General features: G+C 40.4%; 18 protein-coding genes. 9 read left to right on the plus strand and 9 right to left on the minus strand.

Annotated features, from left to right (window positions below; all coding sequences use genetic code 11):
• The first annotated feature begins 91 nt into the window (after positions 1–91).
• The 4 genes from ABD930_RS18690 to ABD930_RS18705 all read left to right on the plus strand — a co-directional run bounded on the left by ABD930_RS18690 (position 92) and on the right by ABD930_RS18705 (position 3,222).
• A complete protein-coding gene (locus ABD930_RS18690; RefSeq protein WP_345234123.1) occupies positions 92–562 on the plus strand; it encodes a nucleoside deaminase in 471 nt (156 codons plus the stop codon).
• Between the two features lie 338 nt (positions 563–900).
• Positions 901–1,512, plus strand: coding sequence for a superoxide dismutase (locus ABD930_RS18695; RefSeq protein ID WP_345234125.1), 612 nt, complete (start codon positions 901–903; stop codon positions 1,510–1,512).
• 120 nt (positions 1,513–1,632) lie between these two features.
• Complete coding sequence (locus ABD930_RS18700; protein ID WP_345234128.1) at positions 1,633–2,631, plus strand: zinc-binding dehydrogenase; 999 nt, start codon at positions 1,633–1,635, stop codon at positions 2,629–2,631.
• 192 nt (positions 2,632–2,823) lie between these two features.
• Positions 2,824–3,222, plus strand: coding sequence for a hypothetical protein (locus ABD930_RS18705; RefSeq protein WP_345234130.1), 399 nt, complete (start codon positions 2,824–2,826; stop codon positions 3,220–3,222).
• A gap of 178 nt (positions 3,223–3,400) precedes the next feature.
• On the opposite strand, the gene pfkA is transcribed toward ABD930_RS18705, so the two are convergent.
• The 4 genes from pfkA to ABD930_RS18725 all read right to left on the minus strand — a co-directional run bounded on the left by pfkA (position 3,401) and on the right by ABD930_RS18725 (position 7,611).
• Positions 3,401–4,375, minus strand: coding sequence for a 6-phosphofructokinase (gene pfkA / locus ABD930_RS18710; RefSeq protein WP_345234132.1), 975 nt, complete (start codon positions 4,373–4,375; stop codon positions 3,401–3,403).
• Between the two features lie 32 nt (positions 4,376–4,407).
• The gene (locus tag ABD930_RS18715) at positions 4,408–6,090 is read right to left on the minus strand and encodes a protein-disulfide reductase DsbD family protein (protein WP_345234134.1); all 1,683 of its coding nucleotides are present in this window, start codon (positions 6,088–6,090) and stop codon (positions 4,408–4,410) included.
• 141 nt (positions 6,091–6,231) lie between these two features.
• Positions 6,232–6,684, minus strand: a complete 453-nt coding sequence (locus ABD930_RS18720) for a protein-disulfide reductase DsbD N-terminal domain-containing protein (RefSeq protein WP_345234136.1) — start codon at positions 6,682–6,684, stop codon at positions 6,232–6,234.
• 126 nt (positions 6,685–6,810) lie between these two features.
• Complete coding sequence (locus tag ABD930_RS18725; RefSeq protein WP_345234138.1) at positions 6,811–7,611, minus strand: biotin--[acetyl-CoA-carboxylase] ligase; 801 nt, start codon at positions 7,609–7,611, stop codon at positions 6,811–6,813.
• Between the two features lie 15 nt (positions 7,612–7,626).
• Between ABD930_RS18725 and rsfS the strand changes: the two genes are divergently transcribed.
• The 5 genes from rsfS (at position 7,627) to ABD930_RS18750 (ending at position 12,956) form a co-directional block, all read left to right on the plus strand.
• Positions 7,627–8,001 (plus strand): ribosome silencing factor, encoded by a 375-nt coding sequence (gene rsfS / locus ABD930_RS18730; RefSeq protein ID WP_345234141.1) that lies wholly within the window; start codon positions 7,627–7,629, stop codon positions 7,999–8,001.
• Between the two features lie 48 nt (positions 8,002–8,049).
• Positions 8,050–10,179, plus strand: coding sequence for an ATP-dependent zinc metalloprotease FtsH (gene ftsH / locus ABD930_RS18735; RefSeq protein ID WP_345234144.1), 2,130 nt, complete (start codon positions 8,050–8,052; stop codon positions 10,177–10,179).
• Between the two features lie 38 nt (positions 10,180–10,217).
• The gene (locus ABD930_RS18740; protein ID WP_345234146.1) at positions 10,218–10,868 is read left to right on the plus strand and encodes a LutC/YkgG family protein; all 651 of its coding nucleotides are present in this window, start codon (positions 10,218–10,220) and stop codon (positions 10,866–10,868) included.
• Between the two features lie 210 nt (positions 10,869–11,078).
• Positions 11,079–12,149, plus strand: a complete 1,071-nt coding sequence (locus ABD930_RS18745) for a PA0069 family radical SAM protein (protein ID WP_345234148.1) — start codon at positions 11,079–11,081, stop codon at positions 12,147–12,149.
• A gap of 168 nt (positions 12,150–12,317) precedes the next feature.
• Entirely contained in the window at positions 12,318–12,956 is a 639-nt protein-coding gene (locus ABD930_RS18750) for a rhomboid family intramembrane serine protease (RefSeq protein ID WP_345234150.1), read from the plus strand.
• A 59-nt stretch (positions 12,957–13,015) separates the two neighbouring features.
• On the opposite strand, the gene ABD930_RS18755 is transcribed toward ABD930_RS18750, so the two are convergent.
• The 5 genes from ABD930_RS18755 to ABD930_RS18775 all read right to left on the minus strand — a co-directional run bounded on the left by ABD930_RS18755 (position 13,016) and on the right by ABD930_RS18775 (position 17,725).
• Entirely contained in the window at positions 13,016–14,011 is a 996-nt protein-coding gene (locus tag ABD930_RS18755) for a hypothetical protein (RefSeq protein WP_345234152.1), read from the minus strand.
• 28 nt (positions 14,012–14,039) lie between these two features.
• Positions 14,040–14,399: a four helix bundle protein gene (locus ABD930_RS18760; protein WP_345234154.1), complete on the minus strand. Its 360-nt coding sequence runs from the start codon at positions 14,397–14,399 to the stop codon at positions 14,040–14,042.
• Positions 14,400–14,437: 38 nt separating this feature from the next.
• Positions 14,438–15,487 (minus strand): dTDP-glucose 4,6-dehydratase, encoded by a 1,050-nt coding sequence (rfbB, locus tag ABD930_RS18765; protein WP_345234156.1) that lies wholly within the window; start codon positions 15,485–15,487, stop codon positions 14,438–14,440.
• Positions 15,488–15,702: 215 nt separating this feature from the next.
• On the minus strand, positions 15,703–16,734 hold the full coding sequence (gene galE, locus ABD930_RS18770) for a UDP-glucose 4-epimerase GalE (protein WP_345234158.1): 1,032 nt from the start codon (positions 16,732–16,734) through the stop codon (positions 15,703–15,705).
• A 7-nt stretch (positions 16,735–16,741) separates the two neighbouring features.
• The gene (locus tag ABD930_RS18775) at positions 16,742–17,725 is read right to left on the minus strand and encodes a UDP-glucuronic acid decarboxylase family protein (protein ID WP_345234161.1); all 984 of its coding nucleotides are present in this window, start codon (positions 17,723–17,725) and stop codon (positions 16,742–16,744) included.
• Between the last annotated feature and the right edge of the window lie 34 nt (positions 17,726–17,759).

Here is a 17,759-nt window from a genome sequence, read left to right on the forward strand (position 1 = left end):
AATAATGCAAAAGTATAAACTCGGCAAATGCTTATTGCTTAAGGCCTAGAGCCTAAAGCTTGATGGAAGATAACAATAAATAGATCTACCGATGAGATATATCAATTTTGAAGATACTACGGATACCGTATCGGATGAATTCTTTATGAAAGAGGCGTTACTTGAGGCAAAAAAAGCTCTTGATGCCGATGAGGTACCTATTGGAGCTGTGGTTGTTCATAATAACAAGATTATTGCCCGTGGACATAACTTAACGGAAACGTTAAATGATGTGACCGCTCATGCGGAGATGCAAGCGTTTACCGCTGCCGCCCATTATATCGGAGGAAAATATTTGAAAGAATGCACGCTGTATGTAACCGTCGAACCTTGCGTAATGTGTGCCGGGGCTTCTTATTGGTCACAGATTAATCGGATTGTCTTTGGAACAAGAGATGAAAAAAGGGGATATTCCAATGTCTCAACAACGATTGTTCATCCAAAAACCACCGTCATCAGTGGCATTTTGGAAAGAGAATGTAGAGACCTTATCCAACAATTTTTTCAATCGAAAAGACTTTAGGTAAGAGATAAGGTGTAAGGCGTAGGGTTTAAGGTGTAAAAAGGTATAGGCTAGAGTTATACAGTTTAAGAGGCATAAGGTTAGTGATTGATAAACACAGTAGGAGTATGCCATCAATTGCAGCCGTTTGGCGTACATATAGTGCTATTTGCTGCTGCCACTGCTACTAAAAGTCTTGATACGAATATCTTGATACCTCTTACGAATAACCAATAACGAATAACGAATAACCGATTTGTCATTTCCTTATAAAAACTAGGACATCACGGAAACAATTCCATGCATATATCGTTATATTTGTCGTATAACAATTCATAAAATTAAAAAAACATAAAATTATGGCTTTTTCACTTCCAGCGTTACCTTACGCTTCCGATGCATTAGAACCACATATTGATAAAGAAACCATGGAAATTCACCATGGAAAGCATCATCAGGCATATGTTGATAATTTAAATAAAGCTATTGCAGGTACAGATGCAGAGGCACTTACTATTGAAGAAATCGTTAAAAGTGTATCCAAGTATCCAGCGGCGGTTCGCAATAATGGCGGTGGGCATTATAATCATTCGTTATTTTGGACAATTCTATCGCCTGATGCGCAAACAAGCCCTAGTGGAGAATTGGCTACTGCGATTAACGAGACTTTTGGATCTTTTGATGAGTTAAAAAAGAAACTGCAAGATGCAGGGGCTACCCGTTTCGGATCGGGATGGTCTTGGCTGATCGTCGATGCTTCCGGAAAACTACAAGTAACTTCTACTCCCAACCAAGATAACCCGCTAATGGATGTGGCTGAAGTACAGGGCACGCCAATTCTTGGAATTGACGTTTGGGAACATGCTTATTATTTAAAATACCAAAATAAACGCCCTGCGTATTTAGAAGCCATTTTCAATGTTATTTGCTGGAAAGCAGTGGGCGAGCGTTACGCAAATGCAAAAAAATAGGTTTTAGGCGGATTTTTGGCCTAACAACAATGATAAAATGAAAAATAAAGCAGTGTTTGCGTTTAGTAGGCACTGCTTGTTTTTTATACTTGGTAAGGAGAAGTTCTAAAAAATAAACTTATGAAGGCTGTTGTGTTGGATGGTATCCATTTACCATTGACCATAAAAAATATAGAGAAACCTTCACTGAAAGCAAATGAAGCGCTGGTGAACATTAAAGCAGCGGCCCTGAACCGTCGCGATTATTGGATTCAGAAAGGGCAATATGCTGGTTTAAAATTCCCGATAGTATTGGGGTCAGATGGTGCAGGGATGGTAGAAAAAGTAGGAAGTGAATCAGCAAATGGTTGGTTAGGTAGAGAGGTAATCATTAATCCGGCACTTTATTGGGGGGATAGTGAAATCGTTCAAGGCGCAGATTTTCAGATTTTAGGGCTCCCCGAAAATGGAACATTTGCAGAATATGTTAAAGTACCGCTGCAAAACTTACATACTATTCCACCACATTTAACAATGGAAGAAGCTGCCGCAATCCCTCTCGGAGGCTTAACAGCCTGGCGGGCATTATTTAGTCGAGCAAAACTAGCAAAAGGCGATAAGATTTTAGTGGCAGGTGTGGGTGGAGGCGTGGCCACATTTGCATTACAGTGGGCGGTGTATGCTGGAGCTGAAGTCTACGTTACATCAAGTAAACGAGCGAAAATAAAAAGAGCTTTGGATTTAGGTGCAAAGGCAGGGGTACTGTATACCGATAAGCAATGGGCGAAGAAAATAAAACCGGATGGCGGATTTGATGTGATCGTAGATAGTGCTTTGGGAGATGGGTTTAGCAACTATGTAGACTTAGCAAAACCCGGTGGAAGAATCGTTTTTTTTGGAGGCACTTCGTCTGGAGAACTCCCACCCCTTAATGCCCGGAAGATCTTTTGGAAACAGTTGAATATTCTAGGAAGTACAATGGGCTCACCTAAGGATTTTCAAAATATGCTTACCTTCGTAAATAAGCATCAAGTAAAGCCTGTAATTGATTCCATTTATCCGTTGGCTCACGCAGATGAAGCCCTTAGCAAGCTTGAGCAGTCAGAACAATTTGGAAAAATCGTATTGCGGGTAAATTAATCCAGGAATCGAATAGATTCCCGCAAACTAGCTTTTATACTTGTTTTGGAGCATTTCATTGTTGTTCTCAATTAGTGTGGATGCTGAGTTTAATTACTTCTTGTAGATACTAGCCTAAAAAAATTATGCGGGTTAAACCCTTTGCCCTTAATTGTATCTAACGGTAATACAACGATTCAAATAGTTATATTTATGAAGAAAGTTCTTTTTATGGTAGTGGCCATGCTGTGCGTGGTGACTATGTCAAAGGCTCAACAGGGTAGGGGTGGCATGCGTATGAAACCTGAGGATCGGGCGAAACACAGTGTCGACCTATTGAATGAGAAATTAACCCTGACGCAGGAGCAAAAGGATTCGGTCTATCAGTTTTCCTTGGCCGAAGCAAAGGAGCAGCAAGCCTTATTCCAAGCAGGTAACAATGGCGGAGATAGAAAAGCAAATTTTGAAAAAATGCGATCTATTCGGGAGAAAACGCAGCAAAAGATTAAAGGAATATTAACCGATGAACAACAAAAAGCCTATGATGAGTTAGTAAAGGAACAGCGTAATAGGATGCAAGGGCAAGGCCGAGGAAGAGGCCGGCAAGGTTAATGTGTAATCAAAGAGTGCAAAAGAAGCTGTCCGAAAAGTCGTCATTCCGACCGTAGTGGAGAACCCGAAGGTTCAACGATTTAAATCTTTTATTAGTAACTATTTAGTACAGATATCCCGATTTCGTTACGCTACACCCGATATGGCGGTTATAGACTTTTCGGACAACCTCGTATCGCTAAGAAAGAATATTCACAATTTTAAGCAGTCCAGGCGTAAGCGAGTCAATGTGTTTAATAGCTTTACTGAAAGGAGTAAAAGCAATGTCTCCGTTAATGAGTCCGATCATTTCGCCTCTTCGATTGTCAAGTAAAGCTTCTACAGCAGCTACGCCTAAGCGACTAGCCAATACCCTATCCATGCATGTCGGACTTCCTCCGCGTTGTATATGGCCTAGTACAGAAACACGCGTGTCATAATTCGGAAACTTCTCTTTTACTAATTCTGCAATCGCGAAAGCACCTCCTTCTTCATCGCCTTCCGCTACAAGAACAATTTTCGACGATTTGTCTTTCCTTCCGTGGGCCAATTTTTCTAAAAGTGCTTTTGAGTCTGTAGAACTTTCCGGGATTAATATGGCCTCAGCGCCCGTTCCTATTCCGCTACGAAGGGCAATTAAGCCTGAATCTCGCCCCATCACTTCGATAATAAACAAACGATCATGCGATTCTGCTGTATCCCGGATTTTATCCACGGCATTAATAACGGTGTTAATAGCCGTGTCATAGCCTATGGTAAAGTCGGTACCCGCTAAATCATTATCAATAGTACCTGGCAATCCCATCACAGGGATGTCGTGCTCTTCAATAAATTTTGCTGCACCGGTAAATGTGCCATCGCCACCGATAGCAACCAAGCCATCTATATTGAATTTCTTGATTTGTTCATAGGCTTTTTTTCTCCCTTCAGTAGTCCTAAATTCTTGACTGCGTGCGGTTTTTAAAATGGTACCTCCCCGTTGGATGATATTAGCTACAGATTTGGCATCCATTGGGAATATATCTCCATTTACCATTCCATCATACCCACGTTGTATGCCGAAGACGTTTAATTGGTAATATAAACCGGTACGTACAACCGCACGTATGGCGGCATTCATACCGGGAGAATCTCCACCTGAAGTAAATACTGCAATGTTTTTTATAGTACTCATAGGATAAATATAGCTTAATTGTGTTCGAATGATTACGGACGATTTTGATATGCTTGGATACCGGATTCCAGGAAATTTAAATAATTTTGGGGGTCATAGTTTGCTCCCTGCGGTGGCACAAGCACATTTCCGTCGCCATCTACAATGACATAGAGTGGCTGTGAATTGCTGTTGAATTTAGATGCTTGAAAATCGCTCCATTTTTTACCAATGGTCGTAATTTTTTTCTTGCTATAGGTCGAAACATATTGTTCATCTTTGGGTAAGGTCGTCTTATCATCCACAAACAACTCAGCCATAACAAATGCATTGTTTAACAGGTTTTTTACCCGAGGATCTGTCCAAACATTAGCCTCCATCTGCCGGCAATTGACACAATTCCACCCTGTAAAGTCAATTAGAACAGGCTTTCCTATTTGTTTGGATACTTCCAGTGCTTGTTCATAGTCATAATAGGGATCAAAACCTTTCGGCGTTCCCCGTTCATGAAAGATTTCTGCATATTTCTTTGGCGCAGATCCTGCGGTATTGGGGATAGAAGAAACGGATATACCGGTACTAAGGTCAAAGTCTTGTGTTGCACTTGGTGGTAAAAATGCACTGACTGATTTTAATGGTGCGCCCCACATGCCTGGGATAAGATAGACAACAAAAGCGAACACAACTAAGGCAAAAAACGTACGGATTACCGATAAATGTTGGACGTCACTGTCGTGTGCAAATTTTATCTTGCCTAGTAAATATAGGCCCATCAGCCCGAATATGACAATCCACAGCGCTAAAAAGACTTCTCTATCTAGCCAATTCCAATGATAGGCTAAATCTACATTGGATAAAAATTTCAATGCAAAAGCCAATTCAATAAATCCCAAAACAACTTTTACGCTGTTCAGCCAGCCGCCAGATTTGGGTAATGATTTCAATAAAGATGGAAATAAAGCAAATAAGGCAAAAGGAATGGCCAAGGCTAATGAAAAGCCGAACATCCCAATAGCAGGCCCCAAACGTTCACCCTTAGAAGCTGCATCTACTAATAAGGTGCCAATTAGCGGACCAGTACAGGAGAACGAAACTAAAGCAAGGCTAAAAGCCATGAAGAAGATACCGATAAGGCCACCCTGATCAGATTTTGCGTCTACTTTATTTATAAAGGAGCTCGGTAGGGTAATCTCGAAAGCTCCTAGAAAGGAAGCCGCAAATACAACGAGTAATAAGAAGAATAAAAAATTAAAGATGCCATTGGTAGAGAGTGCGTTTAAGGCGTCCGAACCAAAAAAGATCGTAATCAGCATGCCTAAGCCAACATAAATTACAATAATGGATAAACCATATACAATGGCCTGTCCGATTGCTTTGGCTTTAGAACCCGCCTTTTTTGTAAAGAAGCTAACGGTTAGCGGAAGCATAGGGAAAATGCAGGGCATCAAAATGGCAGCAAAACCAAAGAGTAAACCATTAATGAAGATTTGCCACAAAGAAACGTTGGCTTCGGCTTTTATTGCACCCGGCATAGCCGGTTGCTTCTGTGTAGAAGCGTTATTGGAAGTATCCGTTTGCGTAGTATCCGTATTGGTACTAGTATCTTCTGTAATATCGGTAAACTCTATATCATCAAAAGAAATAGTGTCGGTTTGTAGCGAAACAGCAAAAAGCTCTTTAGCAAAGAGACTTAAAAAAAGGGTTGTTATAGCAACAAAAATGAACTTCTTATGCATTACCTTTATTTTGAAGGCGTGAAATTAGTAAATATAATTGAGAGGACTGAATAAGCTTGGTCTCGTTTATGTAAATTAACTATCCTAAATTAGGGTGTTATACAGAATTAAATAAGAAAAGGCGGTTTAAACCGCCTTTTCTTATTTAATAGGTACGTTAAAGCTAATCTCATCTGGAGGTAAACATTCATGGTCATTACAAACCATAAACTCGATGGTACCTTTGATGTTAGTCGTCGCTTTATTCAGACTCACCTTTTGTTGAAAGACCGCTTCATTTTCGAAATATACAACGTTCATATCGAAGACCTTTTCAAAATGATTGATTCCTTTTGGTTCGGCAGTCTTCCCTACGGGAGCATAATCTGCAGATTTCGTAAACGTGAAACTGGTAGGCACTGGTCCACCGGGTTTTATATTTTGGGAATAAATGTGCCAGCCTTTTTCTATGCTAGCCTTAATAAGCACAACGGCTTCTTTATCATTAATTTTTTTGGCTGCGTAGGACCATTTTACTGGTGTTTTTATTTGTGCCGAAACGGCCAACACATTCAACATCAAGATCGTCATTAATAATGCACTGAGTTTTTTCATGGTGTTATTTTTTATTTTAGACAGGTGGTTCTGAAAAGGTTTAATTTTTTAATGTACGTATATCGTGTTACTTACGTGTGTGCAAATTTAGGGAAAATGCAGCGATTACACAATGTTTGTCTAACCTTAGCTAAATACGAGCTCTTTAATACCAAAATCTGAGACCCTATTTTCACCGAAATCAACCACAAGACGCCCTTCATCAGTAACATCAATAATGCTGCCATTAACCACTTGACCGTCAATGGTAAATCGGGAATTGGTCTGAAACCGATAAAGATGACGTTTATATGCTGCTTTTTGTTCCGCTATCGCTCCTTGTTTTAATAAAGCATATTGATGACTTAAGGCATGGCAAAGCTCGGTAAGCAATAATTTTATATCAAAAGTTTGCTTGAGCAATTGCTTGAGCGAGCATGCTTTGGAGTGGTAAATGTCAAAATGGGTTTGGTTTATATTTAAACCTATGCCAACAATGGCATGTTTCCATAACTTGCCACGAATACTATTTTCAATGAGAATGCCCCCTAATTTTTTTTCACCATAGTAAATATCGTTCGGCCATTTTATACGAAGACCGTCTCCCAAATGGGGCAACAAAAATTGCATTATGGCTAAACTGATCGCTATATTTAGTCGAAACTGATCTTTGGGAGCTAAAAAAACGGGATTAAACAATACACTAATGGTTAAATTTTTCCCTGCTTCGCTTTTCCAAATACCACCCACTTGACCCTTTCCCGCATATTGGTCTTCTGCCATTATTACAGTTCCTTCCCTATATGGCGTAGAATTTGACAGGTTATCTTTGAGGTAATCATTGGTCGAGTTTACCCGTTGAAGAGTAATAATATTTTCTCCAACAATAAGTCCTAAAAAAGTGTTACTTTGCAAAGTCTTTGTGGCATTAAATAAAAAACTGTTCAAAACTAAAATTTTTTAATGGTAAAAGGTAAAAAGGTTAAAGAATCCACTTATCTCTCAGAAGTCATTATACACGGTATCCAAGAGAAGAAGGGAAACGAAATAGTGAGATTAGACCTGCAAAATGTTCATAGCTCTGTATCTGATTATTTTGTCGTATGTCATGCCGAATCTACCACTCAGGTAATGGCTATAGCAAGAAGCGTAGAAGAAGAAGTGTATAAAACATTAAAGCAAGATCCTTGGCGTAAAGAAGGTTTAGATCATGCTGAATGGATTTTGCTCGATTACATAGATGTTGTCGTGCATATTTTCAAGACGGATAAAAGGAGATTTTATGCGATTGAAGATTTATGGGGTGATGCCGAATTGAAGTATTTTCAAAGTGCATAATCCCAAACTAGATTAAACAAGAGGATAGAACAATTTATAATGGATAATATGTCAAATCAACCTGGAAAAATAAAGAAAGTTCCTGGGAAGAAGATAAGCCCCAAACCCCCAAAGTTTAATATCATGTGGCTCTGGATAGCCATGATATTAGGCTTTATTGCGTTACAATATGTCTTTACTGGCGATAGTGCCAAAGAGATTACGTATAAACGCTTTGAATCTACCATGCTTAAAACGGGTGATGTAGAAAAATTAGTGGCTTACAAACGGAATGAACTGATTGCAGTTGAAGTTTATATCAAGAAAGACCGGCTTAGCGAAGAAAAATACAAAGACGTTAAACCTAAAAATAACGGATTAAATTTATCTTCAGGAAACACGGGGCCGCAGTATTATTTCCAAGATGGCTCATTTGATGCCTTGGAACGTAAATTATCAGCAGCACAGCAAGGAGTGCCAGAAAATGAACGGGTGAGCGTCACATTAGAAGAACGAAACAGCCCTTGGACGGGATGGTTGCTATCGATCATTCTACCGCTTGGCTTGGTTATTCTTTTTTGGGTATTTATCATGCGCAGAATGGGAGGCGGTGCTGGGGGTGCCGGCGGACAAATATTTAACATTGGTAAATCTAAAGCACAGCTGTTTGATAAAGAATCACAAGTGAACATCACCTTCAATGATGTTGCAGGCCTTGAAGAGGCAAAGCAAGAAGTGATGGAAATTGTGGATTTCCTTCGAAATCCTAAAAAATATACCAACTTGGGTGGAAAAATTCCGAAAGGAGCACTTTTGGTTGGTTCGCCTGGAACAGGGAAAACGTTACTTGCTAAGGCTGTTGCCGGTGAAGCACAAGTTCCCTTTTTCTCTTTATCAGGGTCTGACTTTGTGGAAATGTTTGTCGGTGTGGGAGCATCACGAGTAAGAGATTTATTCAAGCAAGCAAAAGATAAAGCTCCTTGTATTATCTTTATTGACGAGATTGATGCAATTGGTCGGGCACGCGGAAAGAATAATATCGTTGGCGGAAATGACGAGCGGGAAAATACCCTTAATCAGCTATTGGTAGAAATGGACGGCTTCGGAACAGATTCGGGTATCATAATATTGGCCGCTACTAACCGGCCAGATGTGTTGGATTCTGCTTTGTTGAGACCTGGGCGCTTTGATAGACAAATCTCAATAGATAAACCTGATTTAGTAGGGAGAGAACAGATATTTAAGGTTCATTTAAAGCCGATTAAATTGGCAGCGGATGTTGAGGCTAAGAAATTATCTGCCCAGACCCCAGGATTTGCGGGTGCGGAAATTGCCAATGTATGTAATGAGGCCGCCCTGATCGCCGCTCGGAAAAATAAAGAGTCTGTTGATATGCAGGATTTCCAAGATGCAATTGATCGGGTTATCGGTGGATTGGAAAAGAAAAATAAAATTATTTCTCCCGAAGAAAAGCGGATCGTCGCCTATCATGAGGCCGGCCATGCCATTGCAGGCTGGTTCTTAGAACATGCTGATCCCTTAGTTAAGGTTTCCATTGTTCCGCGAGGGGTTGCCGCTCTTGGTTATGCGCAATATTTACCTAAAGAGCAATTCCTATATACTACAGAACAACTAATCGATGGGATGTGTATGACGATGGGAGGACGAGTTGCGGAAGACCTTACTTTTGGCAAAATTTCTACTGGAGCACAGAATGACTTAGAACGTATCACTAAATTGGCCTATGCCATGGTAGCTGTGTACGGTATGAATGGTAAAGTTGGTAACGTATCTTTTAATGACAGCCAGGAATCCCAATTTCAAAAACCGTATTCGGAAAAAACTGCCGAACTTATTGACGAAGAAGTACGTCAGTTGATTAGTGAAGTGTATGCTAAAACAAGCGCCCTCTTAACGGAGAAATCAGCAGGATTAAAGGAACTAGCAGAAAAATTACTGGAGAGAGAAATTTTGTTCCAATCGGATTTGGAAGAAATTCTGGGTAAACGTCCTTTTGATCATCGTACAACATATGATGAGTTTGTTAACGGCGATGAAGGATCATCAGATCAACGCCCAGCAGCAGAAGGGTTGATGCACGAGGGAGTAGGAGATCGTTCAGGAACTTTTGAAAAGAACTCATCCGCGGATGAAAATACAACACCTGCAACTAAATTTATTGACATAAAAAGGAAATAGTAAGAGGAGTCTATCTTCCCTCAACCTTTCAATTCATTATGCAAGAGGCTACAGCAAAAGAACGGTTGTTAAAGAAAATAAGGAAAGCATTGCTGGTAAAGCGGGACAACCCTTATCCCAATTTAGAGGAAGTGCCTTTGTATAAAGAAATCGATGAGCCCTTGGAAATCTTATTTGCTCAGCGATTCACCGAAGTTGCAGGTAATTTTGTTTTCTGCGAAGATGAAATACAACTGATCGAAAATATACTGGCTATTACCGAACATGAACAGGTGAAAAAAATTTATGCTTGGGAACAAGCTGTGCAAGAAATACTAGATCGCTATGAATTTCCGTATTATAAGACAGACATCGATTTTAAAAATGCCGAAATCGGTATAACTACCTGTGAAGCTTTAATCGCCCGTACGGGAAGTATAATGGTTACCAATGGAAGCGCAGCTGGACGTCGATTAAGTATTTATCCCCCTATCCATGTCGTTATTGCTTATACCTCGCAAATTGTAATGGACTTAAAAGATGGGTTTGAAGTTCTTAAGAAAAAGTATACTAGCCTCCCTTCTATGATTAGCACCATTACAGGCCCCAGTAGGACGGCGGATATCGAAAAGACCCTGGTTTTGGGAGCACACGGACCTAAACAAGTATACCTGCTTCTTTTAGATGATACCCTTCAAGGGAAAGAATAGTAACGAGTGAAGCGTAATTAGTTAACAGTAAGTAGTAAACGGAAAGACATTCGTTACGCATCACTCGTTACTGATTACGTGTTATCGATTAGTTACGAATGAACCTTGATCCTACAATAAAATAAAGCAGAAAGTTAACCAAGCAAAACCAACACAAATATACTAATATTATTAGTTTTATATACTAATATAATTAGTATATTTGTTTTTATGGATACCATACAAAACGGAGAATATTTCAAAGGTAGGGGAGCGCAAATCAATACGCATAATAAGTTCTTTAAGAACAAATACGTTTGTGAACATATAGAAGGCCTAGACGAGGCTTTTTTAGAAAACAGCGCTACACAAATTATCGAAACCCATCCGAAGCATATTATCAGTGAAAGTGATAGCCCGGATTTACGTTATCTGCGTTCTATTAATCCCTATCAAGGATGTGAACATGGCTGTATTTATTGCTATGCAAGAAATGCGCATGAATACTGGGGCTATAGCGCTGGACTTGATTTTGAACGAAAAATCATTGTCAAAAGGGAATGCGCTACCTTGTTAGAAGAGGCATTTAATCATAAAAACTATGTTCCTGCACCCATCATGTTATCAGGTAATACGGATTGCTACCAACCTCTAGAACGGAAATTACGGCTAACGCAATCACTCCTAAAGGTATTCGTGAAGTATAGACACCCCGTATCGATCATCAGCAAGAATAATTTAATCCTTAGAGATCTGGATTTATTACGTCAATTGGCTAAGGATCAATTGGTGCAGGTGGCGGTTACCATTAACTCCCTGAACGAGGAATTAAGACAAAAGATGGAACCTCGGACGGTTACGGCCACAGGTCGGTTAAAAGTAATCCGGCAATTGAGTGAAGCCGGGATACCGGTTATGCTGATGTGCGCCCCTATTATTCCGGGCTTAAACAGCGACGAAATGCCTGCGCTGATTGAACAGGCGGCGAAGCATGGTGCCACAGCCGCATCGTTTACGTTAGTCCGATTGAATGGGGCAATCAGTGGATTATTTAAAGACTGGATTTACAAAGCTTATCCCGATCGGGCAGAGAAAGTGTTGCATGGCATCGCCGCCTGCCATGGTGGTAAACTAAATGATAGTCAGTTTGGTAGAAGAATGAAAGGGGATGGCGTACTGGCTGAAAGTATTCATCAACTATTTAAACTTGCAGTAACGCGCTTTATGGGTGCAAATCAGCTTACGCCGCTCCGTACAGATCGCTTTACACCAAAAAATGGTAGGCAATTGGATTTGTTTTAGCTGCATGGATTAGCTGGATGATCAAAACATGTTGATGTTCAACCTTTACTTTAAAAGGCCAATTAACACGGTAATGACAAAATAGGATAAATGATCCGCGAAATTATATTCAGTAGCTATAAATAATAGCAGTATTTTTGGTATTTTCACCCCGATTAATAAATAGCGATGGAGCATTATATACTGGAAACTCCGGTTTCAAGCCTAATATTTCTTTTTACCATAATTACAAGCGTCTATGCATTTTCCAATCCCGAAATTTTTGGAAAATTTATGTTGCATCCTTATAGTATTAGTCGGGGATCGCGTATATATACCTTAATTACCAGCGGCTTAATCCATCGGGATTGGATGCACCTCTTGTTTAATATGTGTACGTTTTATTTTTTCGGATTCCCGTTGGAAAGTATCTTGGCGTCTATTAGCAGTTGGGGGCATGTTCAGTTTGCTATACTTTATTTTTTTGGGCTGGTGCTGAGTGATGCAGGAACAATCGCTAAACAGAAGAATAATTTTAATTATTACAGTCTGGGTGCTTCTGGTGCAATTTGCGCTGTGCTTTTTAGTTTTATCTTATTCCAGCCTGCAACATCCATGTACCTGTTTTTCATTCCTATTCCAATTCCTGCAGTGGTGTTCGGACCGCTGTTTCTACTATATTGTATGTGGGCAGCCAGATCAGGCCAAGGTAGCGTGAATCATGATGCTCATTTTTACGGAGCAGTAGTTGGGATTGCAATCACTATATTGCTTTACCCCCAAGTTATTGGACACTTCTTTAGCGCAGTAGGTCAGCTTTTTGGATAGCTTTTAATACCGAACGATCGAATGTTCTTGAACGAAGCAGTATCGGAAACACCGCATGTTTAATCCAGATATTTATCCGCTAAAGGAATGCTGGCCGCCTGACGGAAATTCCCTTGTGCATCCCACAAAAAGCTCATAGGATGTTCCGGGTCTTTAATAATCTCAAATAGCGTATACCCCCAAGGTTTCCAAAAATTTTCCAGGACCTGTCCATAGGTCTTTACTTGAAAATTGTCAAAAATAGGCCGACTATCCATTCCCCTCAAAGGCATAGGTTCTATATAAATGCAATCTTCTGTGGTGAGTACGGTATATTCTGGTAATCGATTAAACAGGTAAGCAGAATAAAAGTATAAGCCACAAATTTCTTCAAACTGAATGGGATGAAGCTGCTCATTACTCACTTGCGTCAATTGCTCTTCATGGTATTTATCGTTAGCACCATTGTCCTGTAAGCAGGCAACGATACCGATATTGTTAATGCGTAAGGAGAAAACCAAGGTGTTGATCTCATCCCGGTAACTGAAACCGTTCTGATCAGTAGCAAGCTCAAATACGTTGATACTGTAGGGAGCACTAACTTCAAAAAGCATTGGCCTAATGATCGACTGGAGCATCAGATGAAGGTTAGTGAACTTTTTGCCTAGGACCTGCGAAAAGTTCATGGGTTCCCCACTCATTTGTTGTTGGCGTAATCCAACTTGTATCTCGTTAAAAATAATGCCATAAATTAATTTACCTATCCACTGGAAAAGGATCAGCTTATCTAATTGCTTCACACCTTCCACCCCTTGGTTAAAAGCGGCTTCCACCTCTTCTTCCAGTAAGGCAATGCGGTTAGCAACGGCTGTAGAACAGGGTAACTGGAGTTTTTTATAGGTGGTTATACTTTCATCCAGTAATTTAAAAGGTTTATCCTCCAGTTGATAAGCCTGCATTAACCATACGGGAAATACGTGAATTTTCTCTTCAGCCGATAGCAAGGGCGTACCACTTAAAAAACAAGTGTTATTGTCAAAAAGAAATTTTTGGAAAGGGTTGTATAAGGCAATCATAACTGCTTTATGCCATAAGCTTTACGCCTTAGGCATCTTTTTTCAATTTTAGCGTTAATGAATAAAGCTTCTTTTTAATAAGATTGATATCCTGTTCCAATTCTTGACAAATATCGTTTGTCAATAAGAATAAATCTCTGGAAAGAAGAATGAAGTATTCAAGTTCATGTGCAGAACCTAAACTTATTTGTATAAATCTATTAAATTCTTTGTCTCCGCTTCTTCCACACCCTTCTGCAAAGTTAGAAGGTATGGAGTATGCAGCTCTTCGCATCTGGGCCGTAATGCCGTATTTTTCCTCTACAGGTAAATCAATCGTATTTTTATATACTTTAATTGCTAAATTATGCCCCAACTGCCAGACATCATATTTTTTAAAATCTCTCATTTCATATAAACTATGGCCTATAGCCTACTGCTTATAGCTTACCGCCTATAGCTATACTGCTTTTTATAGTAGTCCTGATAAGCTCCAGAGGTTACATTTTCGAGCCAATCTTCATTGGTTAAGTACCAATCCACTGTTTTTTCCAGACCTTCTTCAAACTGTAAACTCGGTACCCATCCGAGTTCTTGCTGTAGCTTGGTCGAATCAATGGCATAGCGTAAATCATGGCCAGCACGATCTTTCACAAAAGTAATCAGCTTGGCCGATTCTCCTTCCGCACGGCCCAGTTTCCGGTCCATGATGCTGCACAACAGGTTAATCAGGTCGATGTTCTTCCATTCATTATGCCCGCCGATATTATAAGTATCTCCAGCTTTTGCCTGATGAAAGATGATATCGATAGCACGGGCATGATCTTCCACCCAAAGCCAGTCGCGTATATTTTCACCCTTTCCATATACCGGTACAGGCTTATTGTTTTTGATGTTGTGGATGGCTAATGGAATGAGTTTCTCCGGAAAATGGTGCGAGCCGTAATTATTGGAGCAGTTGGAGATAACCGTATTCAGCCCATACGTGTCATGGTAGGCCCGAACAAAATGATCGGATCCCGCCTTGGAGGCAGAGTAGGGCGAATGCGGATCATATTTGGTTTCCTCGGTGAACATACCGGTTTCACCTAGGGCTCCGTATACTTCGTCTGTACTCACATGGTAGAAACGCTTGCTCCCCTCACCTTTCCAATGGCTGCGGGCTGCATTGAGCAGGTTAACCGTGCCTACAACGTTTGTCAGTACAAAATCCAGTGGGTTGCTAATGGAACGGTCGACATGCGACTCGGCTGCCAGATGGATGACCGCGTCCGGCTGCTCGCGCTCAAAAAGAGTTTCAATGAACGGACCATCCGTAATATCCCCCTTGACAAAGGTATAATTCGGACGGTCTTCAATATCTTTTAAATTGGCTAAATTGCCCGCATAGGTGAGCTTGTCCAGGTTAATGATCTGATACTGGGGATACGTGTTTACAAAACGCCTCACCACATGCGAACCAATGAATCCTGCTCCTCCGGTGATAATGATTTTCATTTGAATAATTGTTTTTTTAATGGCAATGAAGCTTGCATAAATTATTCATATCATTTTGTTTATGGCAATTTATGCAGATTTCATTTGAATCGTTTTTTTATAAGGGATTGAAGAAGTCGTCATTTCGACCGTAAACCGCGTACTCAACGTTGCTATGCTGCACGCTAGAGGACAATAGAAGACTTTTTAAATACCTTCGGTTGTATTATATTTACTTAATCAAACGGATGTTGTTCTTGGAGATAAACCTCCCATGCCCAAGCTGAGCGCATCATTTCTTCAACACCTAATTCGGCTTTCCAGCCTAGCTCAGCGGTTGATTTAGAAACATCACCCCATACCTTCTCAATATCGCCTGCCCTTCTTGGGCCAATTTGATAATTTAATTTGACACCTGTAGAATCCTCAAAAGCTCGAATGATTTCTAATACCGATAACCCTTTGCCGGTGCCGATATTAAAGACCTCATAATTTCCGGAGGCTTTTCCGTCTTCTAAACGTTTTATAGCAGCAACATGTGCTTTAGCAAGATCAACTACATGAATGTAATCCCGAATAGCCGATCCATCGGGCGTGTTGTAATCGTTTCCGAATACCGTAATTTTTTCCCGTTTACCGATAGCCGTTTGGGTAATAAAAGGGACTAAATTTTGAGGCACACCTAATGGTAATTCGCCAATTAGCGCGCTTTTATGCGCACCAACAGGATTAAAATAGCGCAGCGCAATAATGTGGTAGTTATCAAATGCCTTTGCCGTATCGTTCAGGATTTCTTCTGCAACTTGTTTCGTGTTTCCATAAGGAGACTCCGCTTTTTGAACAGGTGCATTTTCAGTAACGGGCAACTCTTTTGGTTGGCCATATACCGTACAACTGGAGGAAAATACAAAGTTAACGACTTGATCTTTATAGGCAGTCAATAGGTTAATCAATGAGAAAAAATTATTTCGATAGTATTTGATCGGCTGTTCTACTGATTCGCCAACGGCTTTACTTGCCGCAAAATGAATGACGCCGGTTATATCAGGATTTTCTTTAACAAATTGCAGTACACGTTGTTCATCACAAAGATCAAATTCATGGAATTCAGGCACATTGCCCGTTATGGCGGCAATCTGCTTGAGCACACCTTTGTTTGAATTGGAAAGATTGTCGATGATAACGGGAGTATACCCTGCTTCTTGTAGGGCGACTACAGTGTGTGATCCGATATAACCTGTACCGCCGGTAACTAGTATTTTGCTCATCTTGAATTTAATGTTTATTATAGTACGTGAAATCTTTATGTTTTATTTCTTGCTCAGGCAAGGATTTAAAATAAGCGTAGGTTTTCTCCAATCCCACTGCGCGATCAACTTTCGGCAACCATCCCAGAATTTCTTTAGCCTTCGTAATATCTGGTCTCCGTTGTTTAGGGTCGTCTACTGGTAAATCCTTATACACTAAGCGTTGTTTGGTTCCGGTTAATCGGATAATTTCCTCACCAAATTGTTTAATGGTGATTTCATCGGGATTTCCAATATTAATAGGTTGTGCATAATCGCTCATCAATAATCTAAAAATGCCATCTACTTGATCATCAACGTAACAGAATGAGCGCGTTTGTGACCCATCACCGAACACAGTAAGGTCTTCGCCTCGCAAGGCCTGACCAATAAAAGCAGGTAATACCCTCCCGTCGTTTAAGCGCATGCGTGGTCCATAGGTGTTAAAAATACGAACGATACGGGTCTCTAAACCATGAAATGTATGATAAGCCATCGTAATCGCTTCCTGAAAACGTTTGGCCTCATCATAGACTCCGCGAGGTCCCACAGGATTGACATTGCCCCAGTATTCTTCGGGTTGCGGACTTACACTGGGATCACCGTAAACTTCCGATGTGGAGGCAACTAAAATACGCGATCTTTTAGCCCGTGCCAGCCCCAACAAATGATGCGTACCCAAAGATCCCACCTTAAGGGTTTGGATGGGAATTTTTAAGTAATCAATAGGACTTGCTGGCGATGCAAAATGGAGAATATAGTCCAAACGTCCAGGAACATGAACAAAGGTAGATACATCGTGGTTATAGAACTCAAAGTTTTCCAGTTTGAATAAATGTTCGATGTTTCGAAGATCACCTGTAATGAGGTTGTCCATTCCGATAACGTGAAAATCTTCTTTAATAAAGCGATCGCAAAGATGTGATCCTAAGAAACCTGCTGCTCCGGTGATGAGTATACGTTGTCTTGCCATGCTCTTAAACAATTGTTTAGAATATCTTTGGCGA

This window comes from Olivibacter ginsenosidimutans (genome assembly GCF_039542865.1).
Lineage (GTDB): Bacteria > Bacteroidota > Bacteroidia > Sphingobacteriales > Sphingobacteriaceae > Olivibacter > Olivibacter ginsenosidimutans.

Excerpts from the sequence above, each read along its gene's own strand:
- ABD930_RS18720 (WP_345234136.1), bottom strand. The coding sequence starts at position 6,684 with ATGAAAAAACTCAGTGCATTATTAATGACGATCTTGATGTTGAATGTG.
- ABD930_RS18690 (WP_345234123.1), top strand. The coding sequence starts at position 92 with ATGAGATATATCAATTTTGAAGATACTACGGATACCGTATCGGATGAA.
- ABD930_RS18750 (WP_345234150.1), top strand. The coding sequence starts at position 12,318 with ATGGAGCATTATATACTGGAAACTCCGGTTTCAAGCCTAATATTTCTT.
- ABD930_RS18745 (WP_345234148.1), top strand. The coding sequence starts at position 11,079 with ATGGATACCATACAAAACGGAGAATATTTCAAAGGTAGGGGAGCGCAA.
- ABD930_RS18740 (WP_345234146.1), top strand. The coding sequence starts at position 10,218 with ATGCAAGAGGCTACAGCAAAAGAACGGTTGTTAAAGAAAATAAGGAAA.
- ABD930_RS18695 (WP_345234125.1), top strand. The coding sequence starts at position 901 with ATGGCTTTTTCACTTCCAGCGTTACCTTACGCTTCCGATGCATTAGAA.
- ABD930_RS18775 (WP_345234161.1), bottom strand. The coding sequence starts at position 17,725 with ATGGCAAGACAACGTATACTCATCACCGGAGCAGCAGGTTTCTTAGGA.
- galE (WP_345234158.1), bottom strand. The coding sequence starts at position 16,734 with ATGAGCAAAATACTAGTTACCGGCGGTACAGGTTATATCGGATCACAC.
- ABD930_RS18705 (WP_345234130.1), top strand. The coding sequence starts at position 2,824 with ATGAAGAAAGTTCTTTTTATGGTAGTGGCCATGCTGTGCGTGGTGACT.
- ABD930_RS18755 (WP_345234152.1), bottom strand. The coding sequence starts at position 14,011 with ATGATTGCCTTATACAACCCTTTCCAAAAATTTCTTTTTGACAATAAC.
- rfbB (WP_345234156.1), bottom strand. The coding sequence starts at position 15,487 with ATGAAAATCATTATCACCGGAGGAGCAGGATTCATTGGTTCGCATGTG.
- ABD930_RS18700 (WP_345234128.1), top strand. The coding sequence starts at position 1,633 with ATGAAGGCTGTTGTGTTGGATGGTATCCATTTACCATTGACCATAAAA.
- ftsH (WP_345234144.1), top strand. The coding sequence starts at position 8,050 with ATGTCAAATCAACCTGGAAAAATAAAGAAAGTTCCTGGGAAGAAGATA.
- rsfS (WP_345234141.1), top strand. The coding sequence starts at position 7,627 with ATGGTAAAAGGTAAAAAGGTTAAAGAATCCACTTATCTCTCAGAAGTC.
- pfkA (WP_345234132.1), bottom strand. The coding sequence starts at position 4,375 with ATGAGTACTATAAAAAACATTGCAGTATTTACTTCAGGTGGAGATTCT.
- ABD930_RS18715 (WP_345234134.1), bottom strand. The coding sequence starts at position 6,090 with ATGCATAAGAAGTTCATTTTTGTTGCTATAACAACCCTTTTTTTAAGT.
- ABD930_RS18760 (WP_345234154.1), bottom strand. The coding sequence starts at position 14,399 with ATGAGAGATTTTAAAAAATATGATGTCTGGCAGTTGGGGCATAATTTA.